Here is a 17,030-nt window from a genome sequence, read left to right on the forward strand (position 1 = left end):
CGCGATCCCTCGTTGAAGGCTTGCGCCGCCGCCCCCGCCGTCTTACGGCAGGATTTGAGACAACAGCCGCTTCGGTGGCCCCAAAAGCAGAGACCCCCATGTCCGACACCCTGGAACGCGTCCGCAAGATCGTCATCGACCACCTGGACGCCGATCCGGACAAGGTCACCGAAAAGGCCAGCTTCATCGACGATCTGGGCGCTGACTCGCTCGACAACGTCGAACTGGTCATGGCCTTCGAAGAACAATTCGACATCGAAATCCCCGACGACGCCGCCGAACACATCCAGACGGTCGGCGACGCCGTGAAGTTCATCGACGAGAAGCTGGCCGGCTGATCGCCAGCACCTTTTCGCACGGCATCGATGGCCGCCGCGATGTCCCCCTAGCGGGGGCGTCCGGCGGCCATTACTGTTTCAAGGCTTGGAATCTGTAAGGAGTCGCCACGCATGCGTCGCGTCGTCGTCACCGGCCTCGGCCTTCTCACCCCGCTGGGCTGGGGGGTGGAGCATAACTGGAAGGGCATCGTGGAGGGGCGCTCGGGCATCGGTCCGATCACCAACTTCGATACCGAAGGCTATGGCTGCACCATCGCGGGCGAGATTCCGTCGGTCGACGGACGCGGCGGCGGTGTGCCCGGCGAACCCGGCGTCTTCGATCACGAAAAGATCATGTCGCCCAAGGATCGCAAGCGGGTCGATGACTTCATCGTCTATGCCATCGCCGCCGCCGACGAGGCCCTGGCCGATGCAGCCTGGAAGCCCGAAACGGATGAGGACCGCGAGCGCACCGGCGTCATGGTCGGCTCCGGCATCGGCGGCCTGGGCCCCATCGCCGACACGGCCATCATCCTGAAGGAGCAGGGCCCGCGCCGGGTCAGCCCTTTCTTCATCCCTTCAGCCCTGATCAACCTGACCAGCGGCCAGATCTCGATCCGCCACGGTCTGAAGGGGCCGAATCACTCCGTCGTGACCGCCTGCGCCACCGGGGCCCACGCCATCGGCGACGCGGCCCGGATGATCGCCCTGGACGACGCCGACGTCATGGTCGCGGGTGGGGCCGAGAGTTCGATCGTGCCCATCGGCATCGCGGGGTTCCTGGCCTGCAAGGCGCTGTGCACCGCCTTCAACGACACGCCCGAGAAGGCCAGCCGCCCCTATGACAAGGACCACGCCGGTTTCGTCATGGGCGAGGGGGCCGGGATCATGGTCCTGGAAGAATACGAACACGCCAAGGCCCGCGGGGCCAAGATCTATGCCGAGGTCGTCGGCTACGGCATGAGCGGTGACGCCTATCACATCACCGCTCCGTCCGAGGACGGCGAGGGCGGCCTGCGTGCCATGAAGGCGGCGCTGAAGAGGGCCGGGCTGCAGCCGTCTGACCTCGATTATGTCAACGCCCATGGCACCTCGACCATGGCCGACTGGATCGAACTGAAAGCCATCGAGGGCCTGGTTGGCGACCATGCAAAGAATCTCGCCGTCTCCTCCACCAAGTCCATGACCGGCCACCTGCTGGGGGCCGCGGGCGCGATCGAATCGATCTTCAGCGTCCTGGCCATCCGCGACCAGATCGCACCGCCGACCATCAATCTGGACAATCCCGAGATGGAGACACCCATCGACCTGGTCCCGCACAAGGGCAAGCCGATGAAGATCGATGTGGCCATGTCCAACAGTTTCGGTTTTGGCGGCACCAATGCCTCGGTCATCTTCAGGAAGGTCGACTAGGTGTTCGGACGGTCGGTCGAGCGGGGATCGGGGCGCAGGACGGCCTTGCTGGCGGCCGCCGGCACCTTCGGCTTCTTCGTCATCGCGGCTCTGATCGCGCTGTGGGCCGTGCTGTATGCGCCCGGTCCCTCGGCCCGGTCTGGCGAGACCACCATCGTGACCCTGTCCAGCGGCTCCGGCGTCAACGCCATCGCGGCCCAGCTCAAGGCCGAGGGCGTGATCCGCTCCACCGACCTGTTCAAGGCCGCCGTCGCCCTGAACGGCTCCGCCCGCCGCCTGCGCGCGGGGGAGTATGAGGTGCCCAGCGGTGCGTCCCTGAATGCGGTCATCAATCTGCTGGTCGACGGCAAGGTCGTCCGCCACTTCGTCACCCTGCCCGAGGGCTGGTCCTCGGCCCAGGCGGTGGACATCCTGATGAAGGAGCCGGTGCTGGTCGGGGAGATCGAGGACATTCCGGAAGAGGGCACCCTCTGGGCCGAGACCTATGAGGTCGCGCGCGGCGAGACCCGGGCCTCGGTCATCGCCCGCATGCAGCGTGCCCATGACGAGGCCGTGGCCCGCCTGTGGGCGCAGCGCAGCCCCGCAACAGTAGTCCGCACCCTGGACGAAGCCATCATCCTGGCTTCGATCGTGGAAAAGGAGACCGCCGTCGCCGCCGAGCGGCCCCGTGTCGCCGGAGTCTTCACCAATCGTCTGCGTCTGGGCATGCGGCTGGAAAGCGATCCAACCATCATCTACGGCATCACCAAGGGGCGCCCCCTGGGGCGCGGCATCCGCCAGTCGGAGCTGGAGGCCGCCAATCCCTGGAACACCTACCGGATCGACGGCCTGCCGCCGACGCCCATCGCCAATCCGGGCGAGGCCTCCATCGCCGCCGTGCTGAATCCCTTGCGGACAGAGGACCTGTTCTTCGTCGCCGATGGCTCGGGTGGCCACGCCTTCGCCCGCACCTATCAGGAGCATCTGGCCAATGTCGCCCGCTGGCGCGAGATCGAGCGGCGCAAGGCGGGGCTGCCGCCCGAAGCCCCGGCTGTGACCAGCGAGGTTGCCGACACTGCTCAGGATCTGCCTCCCGGTGTCGTGGTCCCGCCCGGAGCCCAGGTGATCCGCGTACCCCAGCAGCCGACGGCGCAAACGGCTCCTCAGCCTGTCCAATGATGTGCATCTGGAGTAGGACGACGCCCAGTCGCAGAGTCGCCCGTCCCAAGGTTTCGAATGTCGAATGAACGCACGCCCCGCCGGGGTGTCCTCCTGATCGTCGCCAGCCCTTCGGGCGCAGGCAAGACCTCGCTGTGTCGTCGCCTGATGGCCGATCACGGCGGGCTGGAGTTGTCGGTATCCATGACCACCCGCGCCATCCGTCCGGGCGAGGTGGCGGATCGCGACTATCATTTCGTTGACGATGCAGAGTTCCAGCGCCTGATCGACGCCGATGCCTTCCTGGAGTGGGCCGACGTCCATGGCGCTCGTTACGGCAGCCCCCGCGCGCCCATCGACCGCGCCCTGGCCGAGGGCCGCGACGTCCTGTTCGACATCGACTGGCAGGGGGCCCGCGACATCGCCGAGAAATGCCCCGAGGATGCCGTGCGCGTCTTCATCCTGCCGCCCAGCCTTGAAGAGTTGCGCCGCCGCCTGGTCACCCGCTCCCAGGACGCCGACGACGTCATCGAGCGCCGCATCGCCAACGCCAAGGGCGAGATCGAGCATTGCGACCAGTTCGACTATGTCTTCGTCAACGACGACTTTGACCGCAGCTACGCTGAACTGGCCCACATCTACCACGCCGAACGCAGCTGCCGCGCTCGGAACCTGTGGGTCGAGAGCTACCGCGATGCCCTGCTGAACGAGGCGGTCTAGAGGGCTTGTGGGGCGACCAGCGATCGGTACACTCCCTTCATTGTTCAACATTGAAAGGAGGTGGTCGAATGTCTCATTGTCTCACGCCGCACGCGGCAAGCCGTCTGAGCCTGACCTCCCCTCTGGCGGGGTCTTGCGCCTGACGACAAGCCTCGTTTCTGGCTGACAATGTAAGGGTCGCTCCTCGGGGGCGACCCTTTTTGCTGGCGACTATTTGATCGAGGCCGCCAGCCGTAGAAACCCTGCCAGATCGATCACCTCGGCCCGGTCTTCCGGACTGATCCCCGCTGCTTCGCACAGGGCCGCGCCGCCCAACGGCTTCAGGCTGGAGCGCAGCATCTTGCGGCGCTGGCCGAAGGCGGCGGCGGTGACGCGTTCGAGGCGTTTCAGCGTTTGGGCATCGGGCCGATCGGGGCGGGGGATCAGATGTACCACGGCGGAGGCGACCTTGGGCGGCGGGGTGAAGGCGGCGGCGGGCAGGTGCATGACCAGACGCGCCTCGGCCACCGCTTGCGAAATCACCGCCAGACGGCCATAGGCGTCGTCGCCCGGGGCGGCCACGATCCGTTCGGCGACCTCCTTTTGGAACATCAGGGTCAAGGCATGCGGCGTCCACGGCCCGGTCAGCCATTTGATCAGCAGGGGTGTCCCGACATTGTAGGGCAGGTTGGAGACCAGATGCGTCGGGCCTTCGACCAGATCGGCCTCGCGCACTTTCAGCGCATCGCCCTCGACGATCCGCAGCCGTCCGGTGCCATCGTCCAGTTCGCTGAGCAGCGGCAGGAAGCGCGGGTCTTTTTCGACCAGCACGACAGCACCCGCATCACTCTCCAGCAGCGCCCGCGTCAGCCCACCCGGACCCGGCCCTACCTCGATCACGGCACGCCCCTCAAACGGCCCGGCCAGCCGAACGATCTTGCGCGTTACATTAAGGTCCAGCAGGAAATGCTGCCCGAAGCTCTTCTTGGCCAGCAGGCCGTGGGCATCGAGGCTGTCGCGCAGGGAGGGCAGGTCGGTCATCGCGCCTGCATAACAGGTTCGGCCTGGCTTGGAACGCGTCGGTCACGCTGGCGTCACCTCGCGCAAGCAGCTAACCATCCGGCAAAACAGACACCGGGAGACGACGCCATGACAACCTCCAAGATCGCCTTCATCGGCCTGGGCAATATGGGCGGTGGCATGGCAGCCAATCAGGCCAAGGCCGGGCATGCGGTCGCGGCCTTCGATCTGTCGGAGGCGGCGCTGGAACGGGCCAGGGGAGCGGGCTGCACGCCGGTCGCATCGGTGGCCGAGGCGGTCAAGGATGCGGACATCGTCATCACCATGCTGCCCGCCGGGCCTCATGTGCTGAAGGTCTACTCCGAACAGATCATCGGAGCGGCCCCCACGTCAGCCCTGCTGTTGGACTGTTCGACCATCGACGTGGACACGGCGCGCAAGGTCGCCGGACTGGCCAAGGAGGCGGGTTATGCCTTCGCAGATGCGCCGGTGTCGGGCGGGACGATGGCGGCGGACGCGGGCACCCTGGCCTTCATGGTCGGCTGCGATGAACCCGATTTCGCTCATATCGAGGCGGCGCTGGAGCCGATGAGCCGGGCGACCTTCCGCGCCGGTGATCACGGGGCGGGGCAGGCGGCCAAGATCTGCAACAACATGATCCTGGGCATCACGATGCTGGGCACGTGCGAGGCCATCGGCCTAGCGGAAAAGCTGGGACTGGACCCGGTCAAGATGTTCGACATCGTGTCCAAATCCTCGGGCCAGAGCTGGTCGACGACCACCTACTATCCCTGGCCCGGCCCGGTGCCGACGGCACCGTCGAACCGCAACTATGACGGCGGTTTCGCCACCGCCATGATGCTGAAGGACCTGAAGCTGGCCCAGGATGCAGCGGCCAAGTCGGGAGCCTCGACACCGCTGGGGGCCCAGACCGAGGCGCTGTTCCAGATGTTTGATGGGCTGGGTTATGGCGGTCGGGACTTTTCGGCCATCCTGCAGATGCTGCGCGGCAAGCTGGATGAATTGCCGAAGCCCTGAACGCATAAACCAGCCTGATAATCATTATCAATTAGAAGGTTGCGACGATTTAGCAGGCTTCGTTGATAGACTTTTATCGGCTCGAGGCGCACATACCGGTCATCGGCAAAAGACCATGCGGGCGATAGGGTTGTTCGACTACAAGGCGGCATTCGAGGGCTCGGTAGAGCAGGTCAAGGGAGAAGGGCGCTATCGCGTCTTCGCCGACCTGAAGCGCGTGCGTGGCCAGTTCCCTCTGGCGCGCCGCCGCCGCGAGGACGGCGCCGAACAGGACGTCGTGGTCTGGTGCTCCAACGACTATCTGGGAATGGGCCAGCACCCCGAGGTGTTGGGGGCCATGCAGGCCGAGATCGATTCCGTCGGTGCCGGGGCCGGTGGCACGCGCAACATCTCGGGTACCACGCGCTCGGCCGTCGATCTGGAGGCCGAGCTGGCCAGCTGGCACCAGAAGGAGGCAGCGCTGCTGTTCACCTCCGGCTATGTGGCCAATGAGGCGACGCTGACGACGCTGCAGCGCATCCTGCCGGGCCTGATCACCTTTTCCGACAGCCTGAACCACGCCTCCATGATCGCGGGCATCCGCAATGGCGGCGGCGAGCGGCACATCTTTGCGCACAACGACCTTGTGCACCTCGAGGCCCTGCTGGCCGCCGCGCCGGTCGATGCGCCCAAGCTGATTGCTTTCGAGAGCGTCTATTCCATGGACGGCGATATCGCTGACCTGGCCGGGACGATCGCCCTGGCCAAGAAATACAACGCCCTGACCTATCTGGACGAGGTCCACGCCGTGGGCCTTTACGGTGCGACCGGCGCAGGCGTGGCCGAGCGGGACGGGGTTCTGGACGGCATCGACATCGTTGAGTGCACCTTGGGCAAGGCCATCGGCGTTATGGGCGGCTATATCGCTGCTGACGCAGTGATCATCGATGCTGTGCGCAGCTGGGCCTCGGGCTTCATCTTCACGACATCGCTGCCGCCGGCCCTGACCGCTGGCGCGTTGGCCTCGGTGCGCCACCTGAAGGCCAATGGCGCTCTGCGCGAGGCGCATCAGGAGCGGGCGGCGACGCTGAAGGCGCGGTTCACGGCGGCGGGCATCCCCGTCCTGCCCAGCGTCAGTCATATCGTGCCGGTGCATGTCGGCAATCCGGTCCACTGCAAGATGATCTCGGACATGCTGCTGGAGCAGTACGGGGTCTATGTGCAGCCGATCAACTATCCCACCGTGCCCAAGGGGACCGAGCGGCTGCGCTTCACGCCATCGCCGAACCACACGGATGCGATGATGGACGACCTGGTCAAGGCCATGGATGCCCTGTGGACCCACTGCAATGTGGTGCGCCTGCCGCAGGTAGCTTGAGCACGCTGGATGGCACCACGGTCAGTCGTTAAGATCGACGAATGACAGACGCGCGTCCGCCTCTTTCCGCCTATTCCCACCATCGCGCGTTCGTCGGCCAGCCTGCTCGCTATGATCTCGCGGCGGGCTCTCAGTTCGCCTTGCTTTTCCTTCTTGGCCTTCGAGAACATCACCGGCTGCTGGATTTCGGCTGTGGGTCCCTTCGCCTGGGAAGGCTGGCGATCCCTTATCTGATGCCGGATCGCTATTGCGGAATCGAACCCGAGATGAGGCTGGTTGAAGAGGGATTCAAACACGAGCTCGGTGACGACATTCGACTGCTGAAGAGGCCGAGGTTTGACGCCAATCGGGATTACCGTGTCGAGGTGTTTGAGGAGACTTTTGATTTCATCATCGCTCAATCCGTCTTTTCACACACTGGACAAGCTCCGGTAGCAAAGGCCCTTGCTGCCTTTGCTGATGTCTTGGCACCAGGGGGAATCATTTTGGCCAACTGGCTGCTGGGATATGAAGACACTGGCGCGAACGTCGAAACGACGGACTGGGTCTATCCTGAATGCGTCTCATTCATGCCTGATCGCATTGTGCGGCTAGCCCAGGAGGCGGGCTTGGTGATCAGCGCCTGTCCCTGGCCTCATCCCGAGCTCAACTGGTTCGTCATGGCCAAGCGAACGGAGGACCTGCCCTCGCGTGATCAACTTAACGCCCTGCGCGTAGCTCCTCCGGCCTGGCAGCGATGAAAGACGATTTGGGCGAGGTTATCCTCGAGCTGACCCGCAACGGGGTTTATCTGAAATGCTCAGCGGTGCACGTCGCGACCGGCGTCGAGGCCACAGCTATCGGCCCCGTGACCGAGCGGCATGGGCTGGAGCGGATCGCCCTGGCCAAGCTGAAACGGGCCTTGGCGTCGCGCTGACCCACTAGATGTTGTGGTGAACCCGCGTCAGGCCTAAATGGATCGCCGCTCATGCCTCGGGGATTCCAGTGACCGCCTTCACCCACGCCGACTATTTCTCGAAAACCCTCGCCGCCGCCGATCCCGATGTCTTCAACGGCATCCAGGGCGAGCTGGCGCGGCAGAAGGAGCAGATCGAGCTGATCGCGTCCGAGAACATCGTCTCTCAGGCGGTTCTGGAGGCGCAGGGGTCGGTGCTGACAAACAAATATGCCGAGGGCTATCCAGGGCGTCGCTACTATGGCGGCTGTGAATACGTCGATGTGACCGAAGACCTGGCGCGGTCGCGGGCCAAGGAACTGTTCGGTTGTGCCTTCGCCAACGTCCAGCCGCACTCGGGCGCCCAGGCCAACCAGGCGGTGTTCCAGGCCCTGCTGCAGCCCGGCGACACCTTCCTCGGCATGGATCTGGCCGCAGGCGGACACCTGACGCACGGCAGCCCCGCCAACCAGTCGGGCAAGTGGTTCCGACCCGTCACCTATACGGTGCGCCAGGACGATCACCTGATCGACTATGACAACGTCGCCGAGATGGCCGAGCGCGAGAAGCCCAAGCTGATCATCGCCGGTGCCTCCGCCTATTCGCGGCCCATCGACTTCAAGCGGTTCCGCGAGATCGCCGACAGCGTCGGGGCCTATCTGATGGTCGACATGGCCCACTATGCGGGGCTGGTGGCCGGGGGCGTCTATCCCGACCCGCTGCCGCACGCCCATATCGTCACGACCACGACCCACAAGACCCTGCGCGGTCCGCGCGGGGGCATGGTGCTGTCGAACGACATGGAGATTGGCAAGAAGATCAACTCCGCCGTCTTCCCCGGCCTGCAGGGTGGCCCTTTGGAACATGTCATCGCCGCCAAGGCCGTGGCTTTTGGCGAGGCCCTGAAGCCGGAGTTCAAGGCCTATGCGCAACAGGTCGTGGATAATGCCCGGGCCCTGGCGGCAGTACTGGTCGAGCGGGGGACGCACATCGTCTCAGGCGGGACGGACACCCACCTGATGCTGGTCGATCTGCGGCCCAAGGGCGTGACGGGCAAGGCGACTGAGGCGGCGCTGGAGCACGCCCTGATGACCTGCAACAAGAATGGCGTGCCCTTCGACACTGCTCCTTTCACCGTGACCTCGGGCGTCCGCCTGGGCACACCTGCGGGCACGACGCGCGGCTTTGGCATGGCCGAGTTCCAGCAGGTCGGTCACTGGATCGCGGATGTGATCGATTCCATGAAGGGCACGGACGAGGCCGATCCGGCGGTCCAGGCCCGCGTGGCGGACGAAGTGCGCGAACTGACTGCGCGCTTCCCGATCTATGGATAGCCCGCGATGAAATGCCCCTTCTGCGGACATGCCGACACCCAGGTGAAGGACAGCCGCCCGTCTGATGACGGCGCGGCCATCCGGCGCCGACGGTCCTGTCCACAGTGCAACGGGCGTTTCACAACCTTCGAGCGGGTCCAGCTGCGCGAGCTGATGATCCTGAAGCGCAACGGGCGGCGCACGCCCTTTGACCGCGACAAGCTGGAGCGCTCGCTGGGCATTGCCTTGCGCAAGCGTCCGGTTCAGCCGGAACAGGTCGAACAGATGGTGTCGCGGATCGTGCGTCAGCTGGAAAGCCTGGGCGAGACTGAAATCCATTCCTCGACCGTCGGCGACTTCATCATGAAGGCACTGAAGTCGGTCGATGAGGTGGCCTATGTCCGATACGCCTCGGTCTACAAGGATTTCCGCGCCACCGGCGACTTCGCCCGCTTCCTGGGCGACGAAGGGCTGGACGAGCCAGGCAAGGGCTGATGCCCCTCAGGGTCACACTCAAACTGGCGACGTCGCTGGACGGTCGCATCGCCATGCCGTCAGGCGAGAGCCGCTGGATCACGGGCGAGGCGGCGCGGGCGCAGGGGCATCGGCTGCGTGCGGCGCATGAGGCCATACTGGTCGGGGTCGAGACGGTGCTGGCGGACGATCCGGAACTGACGGTGCGGTTGGGGGAAGAGGGGCGTGACGTCGCTCAGCCCCTTCGTGTGGTCCTCGACAGCCGCCTCCGCACACCCCCGTCGGCTAAGGTCGCATCCGGCAATACCCTGATCCTGACCGCCACCGAGCCGCACCCCATCGGCAGCGCCGAAGTCGTCCGGGTCGCGTCAGCCGATGGCCGACCCATCATCGAGGCCATCATCGGCGCTCTGTCCGAGCGCAATATCACCTCCGTCCTGATCGAAGGGGGAGGGCAGGTGGCGGCGTCCTGCATCCGCGCTGGCCGCATCGATCGACTGGAGTGGTTCCGCGCGCCTATCCTCCTCGGCGCGGAGGGACGCCCCTGTATCGCCGGCCTGGCCCTTGCGAAGCTGGGCAACGCCCCCAAGTTCCGTCGTCTGTCGGCCGAACCTCTCGGAGACGATTTGTGGGAACGCTATGAAGCGGTTCGCTAGCCCTTGCAGGCCCACCGGCGCTGGTGAGAAGGATCGCGCGACGACCTTCCATGCGGACTCGGTGGACTCAGTGGACTCTGTTTTTCGTCCACGTCTGAGCGGGCACGCCTGACATGTTCACCGGCATCATCACAGACATCGGCCGCGTGCGTTCCGTTCGCCAGACGGACCGGGACCGTCGCTATGAGGTCGAGACCGTATGGGACACCGCGACCATCGATCTGGGCGCATCGATCAGCCATGCGGGCTGCTGTCTGACGGTCACTGAGAAAGGTCCCGGCTGGTTTGCGGTCGAGGTATCCGGCGAGACTCTGTCGAAGACGACCTTGGGCGACTGGGCCGAGGGGCACCGCGTCAATCTGGAGCGTGCTGCCAAACTGGGCGATGAACTGGGCGGGCATATCGTCTCGGGCCACGTGGATGGTCTGGGTCGCGTCGTCTCGGTGACGCCGGACGGCGGGTCGCACCGGATCGAGATCGAGGTTCCTGCGCCGCTGCATCGCTACATCGCGGCGAAAGGCTCGATCACGGTGGATGGGGTGTCCCTGACGGTCAACGCCGTCGAGGGCGCGATTTTCGGCCTGAACATCATCCCGCATACCTGGGATGCGACCACCCTGGGCACTCTGAAAGCCGGGGATCGGGTCAATCTCGAGATCGACATGCTGGCGCGATACCTCGCGCGGTGGCAGGAGACGGCGTGATGCAATTGGCAGCCAATATGAACGACAGCCCGATCAGTCCCATCGAGGACATTCTGGAGGATGCCCGCAACGGGCGCCCCTACATCCTTGTGGATGCCGAGGATCGCGAGAACGAGGGGGATGTCATCATCCCGGCCCAGTTCGCGACCCCGGACCAGATCAACTTCATGGCGCGTCATGCGCGAGGTCTGATCTGTCTGGCCATCACCAGTGACCGGGCGCGGCAGCTGCGCCTGCCGCCCATGGCCGCTGACAATCGCACCAGCATGGGGACGGCCTTCACCGTTTCTATCGAAGCGCGCGAAGGCGTGACGACGGGGATTTCCGCCGCTGACCGCGCCCGGACCGTGCAGGTGGCCTCCGATCCGACCAAGGGGGCCGACGATATCGTCTCTCCGGGTCATGTGTTCCCGCTGGTCGCGCGGGACGGCGGTGTTCTGGTGCGAACGGGCCATACGGAGGCGGCGGTCGATATCAGCCGCATGGCCGGGCTGACGCCTGCGGGCGTGATCTGCGAGGTCATGAACGACGACGGGTCGATGGCGCGGATGCCCGATCTGGTTGCCTTCGCCCAGCTGCATGGGCTGAAGATCGGCACCATCGCGGACCTGATCGCCTATCGCCGGCGCACCGAACGCTATGTCGAGCGGGTCATGGACACGCCGTTCGACAGCGTCCATGGCGGGCCGTTCCGCCTGATGCTGTACCGGAACACCATCGAGGGGGCCGAGCATATCGCCCTGGTCAAGGGCAAGGTCGAGCCCGGCAAGCCGACGCTGGTCCGCATGCACCAGGTCGATTTCGCTGCTGACATTCTGGGCCACGTCGAGGCGCGACAGGACTATGTGCCCCAGGCCCTCAAGGCGATCTCGGACCATGACGGAGCGGGCGTGACCGTCTTCCTGCGCGATCCGGACCTGCACGGCCTGGCCGAGCGGCTGTCGGGTGTGCCTCGACCGCAGGCGGCGGATCGGTCGCTGAAGAACTACGGTGTCGGCGCGCAGATCCTGCTGGATCTCGGCGTGCGCGACATGATCGTGATGAGCTCGACCCGCCCCAATCCCACCGCGCTTGAAGGCTATGGCCTGCGCATCGTCGGCTGGCGCGGAATGGACGGAGAAGACCAATCCTGAGTGAACCCATTCGCGTCCTTATCGTCGAGGCGCGCTTCTATGACGATCTGGCCGACGCCCTTCTGGAGGGCGCGAAGGATGCCCTGCGCGAACAGGGGGCCGAGTTCGACGTCGTCTCCGTGCCTGGTGCGCTGGAGGTGCCGACGGTGATCGCCCTGGCCGAGGAAGCCGGGCGCTATCCGACCGCGCCGCGCTATGACGGCTATGTGGCGCTGGGCTGTGTGATCCGCGGCGAGACCTATCATTTCGAGATCGTCTCGGATCAGTCGGCGGCGGGCATCCGCAATCTGGGCCTGAAAGGCATCATCATCGGCAACGGCATCCTGACCACCGAGGACGAACACCAGGCCTGGGCGCGCGCCCGCATCAGCGAGGGCGACAAGGGCGGCGGCGCAGCCCGCGCGGCCCTGGACCTGATTGCGCTGCGCAAGCGGCTTCGCGTAGGACTGGGATCGTGACCCAGCCCAACAGCATTCAATCCGTCCTCGAACAATTGGCCGAGAATCAAAAGGCCAATGCCGAGCCACAACTGAGCAGTCGCCAGCGGCGTGCGCGCACGGTCGCGCGTCTGGCCGCCGTGCAGGCCCTCTACCAGATGGAGCTGGCGGGTGAGGGCGTGGACACTGTCATCACCGAGTTCTCGAACCACCGCTTCGATGCCGACATCGAGGGCGAACCCCTGGCCGAGGCGGACGAGGACTATTTCGCCCAGATCGTGCGAGGCGTGGTCGGCGAGCAGTCGGCCATCGACCTGGCGGTCAAGGCGCGGCTGGCATCGAACTGGCGGCTGGAGCGGCTCGATTCGACGCTGCGGGCCCTGCTGCGCGCAGGAGCGTGGGAGCTGAAATCGCGCCCCGATGTGCCACGAGAGATCGTGATCGACGAATATGTCGAGCTGGCCAAGGCCTTCTTCGATGAGGCCGAGGCCAAGTTCGTCAACGCCGCCCTGGACGGGGTGGCGCGGGACGTTCGCGCCAGCTGATGCCCTCCGTCGACGTCGCCGGTGAGTTCGGAACCATCCGGCGACTGTTCGCGCCCCTGGCCCATCCCGAGTGGGCCAGGGAGCTGAAGGACGACGTGGCCGTAGTGCCTTCGCGTCCCGGTTTCGATCTGGTTTTGACCAAGGATGCGATGGTCGAAGGGGTTCATTTCCTGCCCGACGACCCTCTGGACACGGTCGCGCAGAAGCTGTTGCGGGTGAACCTGTCGGACCTGGCGGCCAAGGGGGCGGAAGCCTTCGGCTATATGCTGGCCTGTCACTGGTCGGATCGCTGTGGCTGGCCCGAGCGGGAGGCCTTCGTCGACGGCCTGCGACGTGATCAGGCGATCTTCGAGGTCCTGTTGCTGGGTGGAGATACGGTTTCGACCAAGGGTCCGGCCAGCTTTTCCCTGACCCTGCTGGGCTGGATGCCGAAAGGACGAACGGTCGGGCGGGCGGGCGCGAAGCCCGGCGATGTGGTCATGGTCACCGGCGCGATCGGTGACGGCTGGCTGGGTCTGCAGGCCGCGCAAGGCAAGCTGTCGCTGGAGATGGAGCGGATCATCGCCCTGGTTGAACACTATCGCCGGCCTATGCCGCAGACCGATTTCGCATCCACGATCCGCGATATGGCGAGCGCCTCGGTCGATGTCTCGGACGGGCTGGTCGCCGACCTGGGCCATATCGCCTCGGCCAGCGGGGTCGGGCTGGAGATCGATCTGGAGGTGACGCCATTGTCTCTGGCGGGTCAGGCTTGGATGGAACAGAGGGTCGACACCCAAGCGGCGCTGGAAAAACTGGTCACCGGCGGCGACGACTATGAGATCGCCTTTACCGCCCCGGCTTCCAGCGAGGAGGCCCTGCGGCGCGAGGCGGACCGTCGCCACATCCCGCTGACACGAATCGGTCAGGTGGTGGCGGGTAATGGGGTAACTGTGCGCTATCAAGGACAGGCCGTGACCCTGGCCAAGCCGGGGTTCACCCACAGCTAGGCCGCAAACGAAATATCAAGCCCTGTTGGGTAAGAGGGTGTCATGCGCCGTCGTGACCTCATCGCTGCCTCTGCTGCCCTGCCTGCCGGTCTGCTGGCGGGCGGTGCCATGGCCAGCGAGGACGCCCCGACCTCTGCTGCACCTCTGAGCATCGCGGGCGTGGGCCTGCCGGTGATCACCGAGGGACGCATTCGCAACTATGTCTTCGTGTCGCTGAGGCTGCATCTGGGCGCAGGCACGACCGCGGAGGCCCTGCGGGTCAAGGAGCCCTATTTCCGCGACGCCCTGGTGCGTGCGGCCTATCGCACGCCGTTTACGGTGCCTAACAATTGGACCGTCATCGACGGTGCCGCCATGTCGGCCAGTCTGATGCGGGCGGCCACGACCATCGCGGGGCGCGGCAAGGTCACGCGGGTCGAGATCGTCACCCAGACACCCCGCCGCCGGACCGGTGTCCGCGCCGGCTGATCGCCGTTCACCGTAAGTGGTTGCGTCCTGTTGACGCATTTGCCAGTCTTCCGACGCAATCCCCACAGGCCGCAGTTCCGCGTCCGTTGCGCACGGGGGGACCGGAAGGCGGAAGAGGCCAAAAGGCCCGCCGCGCCAAGGATCCGGGCGCTCAATGCACTCAGGGTTTGGAAACGCCATGAATAACTATCTGTGGCTGGTCATCGCCGCAGGCGCGCTGGGAGTCCTCTACGGACTGATCCAGACCGCTGCGCTGATGAAGGCCAGTACCGGCAACGACAAGATGCGCGAGATCGCCGCCGCGATCCAGGAAGGCGCATCGGCCTATCTGCGGCGGCAATATATGACCATCGGCATGGTCGGGATCGTGATCCTGATCGCCGCCTATTTCCTGATCGGCGTCTATGCGGCGATCGGCTTCGTCATCGGCGCGGTCCTGTCAGGTCTGGCCGGGTTTGCGGGCATGCTGATTTCCGTTCGAGCCAATGTGCGGACCGCACAGGCGGCCTCGGAAAGCCTGTCCAAGGGGCTGGACCTGGCGTTCAGGTCCGGAGCCATCACCGGCATGTTCGTGGCGGGCGGGGCTCTGCTGGGTGTCGCGGGCTATTATGCCGTGCTGACGGCGGGCATGGGCCTTGAGGCCACGGGCCGGGAGGTCATCGACGGCTTGGTGGCGCTGGGCTTCGGGGCCTCGCTGATTTCTATCTTCGCGCGTCTGGGCGGCGGCATCTTCACCAAGGGCGCCGACGTCGGCGGCGACATGGTGGGCAAGGTCGAGGCTGGGATTCCTGAAGACGATCCCAGGAATGCCGCGACCATCGCGGACAACGTCGGTGACAACGTCGGCGACTGCGCCGGCATGGCTGCCGATCTGTTCGAGACCTATGCGGTGACGACCGTGGCGACGATGGTGCTGGCCGCCATATTCTTCCGCGAGCAGCCCTATGTCGAAACGATGATGCTGTTGCCGCTGGCGATCTGCGGCATCTGCATCGTGACCTCGATCATCGGTTCGTTCTTCGTGCGTCTGGGCAAGAGCCAGAACATCATGGGGGCGCTGTATCAGGGCCTGATCGTGACCGGCGTCCTGTCGGTCGCGGCGGTGTGGTGGGTCATCACGACCCTGGCCCCCGAGACCATGACGACCATGGACGGACGCACGTTCGATGCCATGGCCCTGTTCTGGTCCGGGCTTGTCGGCTTGGGCGTCACCGCGGCGATCGTGGTGATCACGGAATACTATACGGGGTCGAATTTCCGACCCGTGCGGTCAGTGGCCAATGCCTCTGTTTCGGGTCACGGCACCAATGTGATCCAGGGTCTTGCCGTATCGCTGGAGTCCACGGCGCTGCCGGCGCTGACGATCATCGTCGGCATCGTGGCCAGCTTCCAGCTGGCCGGCCTGTTCGGCATCGCCATCGCCACCACGACCATGCTCGGCGTGGCGGGGATGATCGTGGCGCTGGATGCCTTTGGTCCCGTCACCGACAACGCCGGGGGGATCGCCGAAATGGCGGGTCTGCCTAGCGAGGTGCGACATTCGACCGACGCTCTCGACGCGGTGGGCAACACGACCAAGGCGGTGACCAAGGGCTATGCGATCGGTTCGGCGGGCCTCGGCGCGCTGGTGCTGTTCGCGGCCTATACGTCGGACCTGAACTATTTCGCGGCCAATCCGGACCTGTATCCCTTCTTTGCAGGCATGGGCGCGATCGATTTCGGCCTGACCAATCCCTATGTCGTCGTCGGCCTGCTGTTCGGGGGGCTGCTGCCCTTCCTGTTCGGGGGCATGTCGATGATGGCGGTGGGCCGGGCCGCCGAGGCCGTCGTGGCCGAGGTGCGTCGTCAGTTCCGCGAGAACCCCGGCATCATGACCTATGAGGTCAAGCCGGAGTATGGGCGCGCCGTCGACATCCTGACCAAGGCCGCGATCAAGGAGATGATCGTGCCGTCGCTGTTGCCGGTGCTGTCGCCGATCGTGCTTTTCGTCGCAGTGCTGGCCATCTCGGACAAGGCGACGGCGTTCGCGGCGCTGGGGGCCATGCTGATGGGGGTAATCGTGACCGGCCTGTTCGTGGCCATCTCGATGACCTCGGGCGGCGGCGCATGGGACAACGCCAAGAAAGTGATCGAGGAAGGCTTCACCGACAAGAACGGCGTCGTCCACGGCAAGGGCTCGGAAGCGCACAAGGCCGCCGTCACAGGCGACACTGTTGGCGATCCCTACAAGGATACGTCCGGCCCGGCGGTGAATCCGATGATCAAGATCACGAACATCGTAGCGCTGCTGCTGTTGGCAGTTCTGGCGAGCGGGAACGTCGGCTAGCCCATCCCGATAGCGAAAACAAAGACGCCCCGGAGAGCGATCTCCGGGGCGTTCTTCATTCTGGCATCGA

Annotated in this window: 19 protein-coding genes; 18 read left to right on the forward strand and 1 reads right to left on the reverse strand. The window is 65.3% G+C overall.

The features are described 5' to 3' along the window. Nucleotides 1–98: 98 nt before the first annotated feature. From AC4PRM_RS14315 to gmk, 4 genes are all read left to right on the forward strand, one after another. On the forward strand, nucleotides 99–338 hold the full coding sequence (locus AC4PRM_RS14315) for an acyl carrier protein (RefSeq protein ID WP_292169615.1): 240 nt from the start codon (nucleotides 99–101) through the stop codon (nucleotides 336–338). Nucleotides 339–449: 111 nt separating this feature from the next. Then, complete coding sequence (gene fabF / locus AC4PRM_RS14320; protein ID WP_492040371.1) at nucleotides 450–1,730, forward strand: beta-ketoacyl-ACP synthase II; 1,281 nt, start codon at nucleotides 450–452, stop codon at nucleotides 1,728–1,730. After that, nucleotides 1,731–2,888, forward strand: coding sequence for an endolytic transglycosylase MltG (gene mltG, locus AC4PRM_RS14325; protein WP_492040372.1), 1,158 nt, complete (start codon nucleotides 1,731–1,733; stop codon nucleotides 2,886–2,888). It abuts the gene before it with no gap. Nucleotides 2,889–2,945: 57 nt separating this feature from the next. Continuing rightward, nucleotides 2,946–3,587, forward strand: coding sequence for a guanylate kinase (gene gmk, locus AC4PRM_RS14330; RefSeq protein WP_492040373.1), 642 nt, complete (start codon nucleotides 2,946–2,948; stop codon nucleotides 3,585–3,587). A gap of 210 nt (nucleotides 3,588–3,797) precedes the next feature. On the opposite strand, the gene rsmA is transcribed toward gmk, so the two are convergent. After that, entirely contained in the window at nucleotides 3,798–4,607 is an 810-nt protein-coding gene (gene rsmA / locus AC4PRM_RS14335; RefSeq protein ID WP_492040374.1) for a 16S rRNA (adenine(1518)-N(6)/adenine(1519)-N(6))-dimethyltransferase RsmA, read from the reverse strand. On the opposite strand from rsmA, the gene mmsB reads away from it, so the two are divergent. The 14 genes from mmsB to AC4PRM_RS14405 all read left to right on the forward strand — a co-directional run bounded on the left by mmsB (nucleotide 4,533) and on the right by AC4PRM_RS14405 (nucleotide 16,960). Next, entirely contained in the window at nucleotides 4,533–5,624 is a 1,092-nt protein-coding gene (mmsB, locus tag AC4PRM_RS14340) for a 3-hydroxyisobutyrate dehydrogenase (RefSeq protein ID WP_492040375.1), read from the forward strand. The two genes, rsmA and mmsB, sit on opposite strands and share 75 nt — an antisense overlap. 115 nt (nucleotides 5,625–5,739) lie before the next feature. Next, nucleotides 5,740–6,981, forward strand: a complete 1,242-nt coding sequence (hemA, locus tag AC4PRM_RS14345) for a 5-aminolevulinate synthase (RefSeq protein WP_492040376.1) — start codon at nucleotides 5,740–5,742, stop codon at nucleotides 6,979–6,981. A gap of 41 nt (nucleotides 6,982–7,022) precedes the next feature. Further along, nucleotides 7,023–7,721: an SAM-dependent methyltransferase gene (locus AC4PRM_RS14350; RefSeq protein WP_492040377.1), complete on the forward strand. Its 699-nt coding sequence runs from the start codon at nucleotides 7,023–7,025 to the stop codon at nucleotides 7,719–7,721. Then, nucleotides 7,718–7,897 carry a DUF6898 family protein gene (locus AC4PRM_RS14355; RefSeq protein WP_373258083.1) on the forward strand — a complete coding sequence of 60 codons (180 nt, stop codon included), beginning with the start codon at nucleotides 7,718–7,720 and terminating at the stop codon, nucleotides 7,895–7,897. The genes AC4PRM_RS14350 and AC4PRM_RS14355 overlap by 4 nt, the downstream gene beginning before the upstream one ends. 68 nt (nucleotides 7,898–7,965) lie before the next feature. Further along, nucleotides 7,966–9,249: a serine hydroxymethyltransferase gene (gene glyA / locus AC4PRM_RS14360; RefSeq protein ID WP_492040378.1), complete on the forward strand. Its 1,284-nt coding sequence runs from the start codon at nucleotides 7,966–7,968 to the stop codon at nucleotides 9,247–9,249. Nucleotides 9,250–9,255: 6 nt separating this feature from the next. Beyond that, entirely contained in the window at nucleotides 9,256–9,723 is a 468-nt protein-coding gene (nrdR, locus tag AC4PRM_RS14365) for a transcriptional regulator NrdR (RefSeq protein ID WP_292175135.1), read from the forward strand. Beyond that, the gene (locus AC4PRM_RS14370; protein WP_492040379.1) at nucleotides 9,723–10,358 is read left to right on the forward strand and encodes a RibD family protein; all 636 of its coding nucleotides are present in this window, start codon (nucleotides 9,723–9,725) and stop codon (nucleotides 10,356–10,358) included. Before nrdR ends, AC4PRM_RS14370 begins: the two co-directional genes overlap by 1 nt. A 113-nt stretch (nucleotides 10,359–10,471) precedes the next feature. Beyond that, on the forward strand, nucleotides 10,472–11,062 hold the full coding sequence (locus tag AC4PRM_RS14375; RefSeq protein WP_492040380.1) for a riboflavin synthase: 591 nt from the start codon (nucleotides 10,472–10,474) through the stop codon (nucleotides 11,060–11,062). Then, nucleotides 11,062–12,195 carry a 3,4-dihydroxy-2-butanone-4-phosphate synthase gene (gene ribB, locus AC4PRM_RS14380; protein WP_492040381.1) on the forward strand — a complete coding sequence of 378 codons (1,134 nt, stop codon included), beginning with the start codon at nucleotides 11,062–11,064 and terminating at the stop codon, nucleotides 12,193–12,195. The genes AC4PRM_RS14375 and ribB overlap by 1 nt, the downstream gene beginning before the upstream one ends. Next, the gene (gene ribH / locus AC4PRM_RS14385; RefSeq protein WP_373258183.1) at nucleotides 12,189–12,653 is read left to right on the forward strand and encodes a 6,7-dimethyl-8-ribityllumazine synthase; all 465 of its coding nucleotides are present in this window, start codon (nucleotides 12,189–12,191) and stop codon (nucleotides 12,651–12,653) included. Before ribB ends, ribH begins: the two co-directional genes overlap by 7 nt. Next, the gene (nusB, locus tag AC4PRM_RS14390) at nucleotides 12,650–13,177 is read left to right on the forward strand and encodes a transcription antitermination factor NusB (RefSeq protein WP_373258078.1); all 528 of its coding nucleotides are present in this window, start codon (nucleotides 12,650–12,652) and stop codon (nucleotides 13,175–13,177) included. Before ribH ends, nusB begins: the two co-directional genes overlap by 4 nt. Then, nucleotides 13,177–14,166, forward strand: coding sequence for a thiamine-phosphate kinase (gene thiL, locus AC4PRM_RS14395; protein ID WP_492040382.1), 990 nt, complete (start codon nucleotides 13,177–13,179; stop codon nucleotides 14,164–14,166). The genes nusB and thiL overlap by 1 nt, the downstream gene beginning before the upstream one ends. A gap of 42 nt (nucleotides 14,167–14,208) precedes the next feature. Beyond that, the gene (locus AC4PRM_RS14400) at nucleotides 14,209–14,634 is read left to right on the forward strand and encodes a hypothetical protein (RefSeq protein WP_492040383.1); all 426 of its coding nucleotides are present in this window, start codon (nucleotides 14,209–14,211) and stop codon (nucleotides 14,632–14,634) included. A 178-nt stretch (nucleotides 14,635–14,812) separates the two neighbouring features. After that, a complete protein-coding gene (locus AC4PRM_RS14405) occupies nucleotides 14,813–16,960 on the forward strand; it encodes a sodium-translocating pyrophosphatase (protein ID WP_492040384.1) in 2,148 nt (715 codons plus the stop codon). Nucleotides 16,961–17,030 lie beyond the last annotated feature (70 nt).

The organism is Brevundimonas sp. DW-iso22 (genome assembly GCF_058725425.1).

Bases quoted from the DNA above. Each gene is read 5' to 3' on its own strand.
- nrdR (WP_292175135.1), top strand. From the start codon at position 9,256: ATGAAATGCCCCTTCTGCGGACATGCCGACACCCAGGTGAAGGACAGC.
- AC4PRM_RS14405 (WP_492040384.1), top strand. From the start codon at position 14,813: ATGAATAACTATCTGTGGCTGGTCATCGCCGCAGGCGCGCTGGGAGTC.
- AC4PRM_RS14400 (WP_492040383.1), top strand. From the start codon at position 14,209: ATGCGCCGTCGTGACCTCATCGCTGCCTCTGCTGCCCTGCCTGCCGGT.
- AC4PRM_RS14315 (WP_292169615.1), top strand. From the start codon at position 99: ATGTCCGACACCCTGGAACGCGTCCGCAAGATCGTCATCGACCACCTG.
- rsmA (WP_492040374.1), bottom strand. From the start codon at position 4,607: ATGACCGACCTGCCCTCCCTGCGCGACAGCCTCGATGCCCACGGCCTG.
- mmsB (WP_492040375.1), top strand. From the start codon at position 4,533: ATGCTGCCCGAAGCTCTTCTTGGCCAGCAGGCCGTGGGCATCGAGGCT.
- ribB (WP_492040381.1), top strand. From the start codon at position 11,062: ATGCAATTGGCAGCCAATATGAACGACAGCCCGATCAGTCCCATCGAG.
- fabF (WP_492040371.1), top strand. From the start codon at position 450: ATGCGTCGCGTCGTCGTCACCGGCCTCGGCCTTCTCACCCCGCTGGGC.
- AC4PRM_RS14350 (WP_492040377.1), top strand. From the start codon at position 7,023: ATGACAGACGCGCGTCCGCCTCTTTCCGCCTATTCCCACCATCGCGCG.
- gmk (WP_492040373.1), top strand. From the start codon at position 2,946: ATGTCGAATGAACGCACGCCCCGCCGGGGTGTCCTCCTGATCGTCGCC.
- AC4PRM_RS14375 (WP_492040380.1), top strand. From the start codon at position 10,472: ATGTTCACCGGCATCATCACAGACATCGGCCGCGTGCGTTCCGTTCGC.
- thiL (WP_492040382.1), top strand. From the start codon at position 13,177: ATGCCCTCCGTCGACGTCGCCGGTGAGTTCGGAACCATCCGGCGACTG.
- AC4PRM_RS14370 (WP_492040379.1), top strand. From the start codon at position 9,723: ATGCCCCTCAGGGTCACACTCAAACTGGCGACGTCGCTGGACGGTCGC.
- AC4PRM_RS14355 (WP_373258083.1), top strand. From the start codon at position 7,718: ATGAAAGACGATTTGGGCGAGGTTATCCTCGAGCTGACCCGCAACGGG.
- hemA (WP_492040376.1), top strand. From the start codon at position 5,740: ATGCGGGCGATAGGGTTGTTCGACTACAAGGCGGCATTCGAGGGCTCG.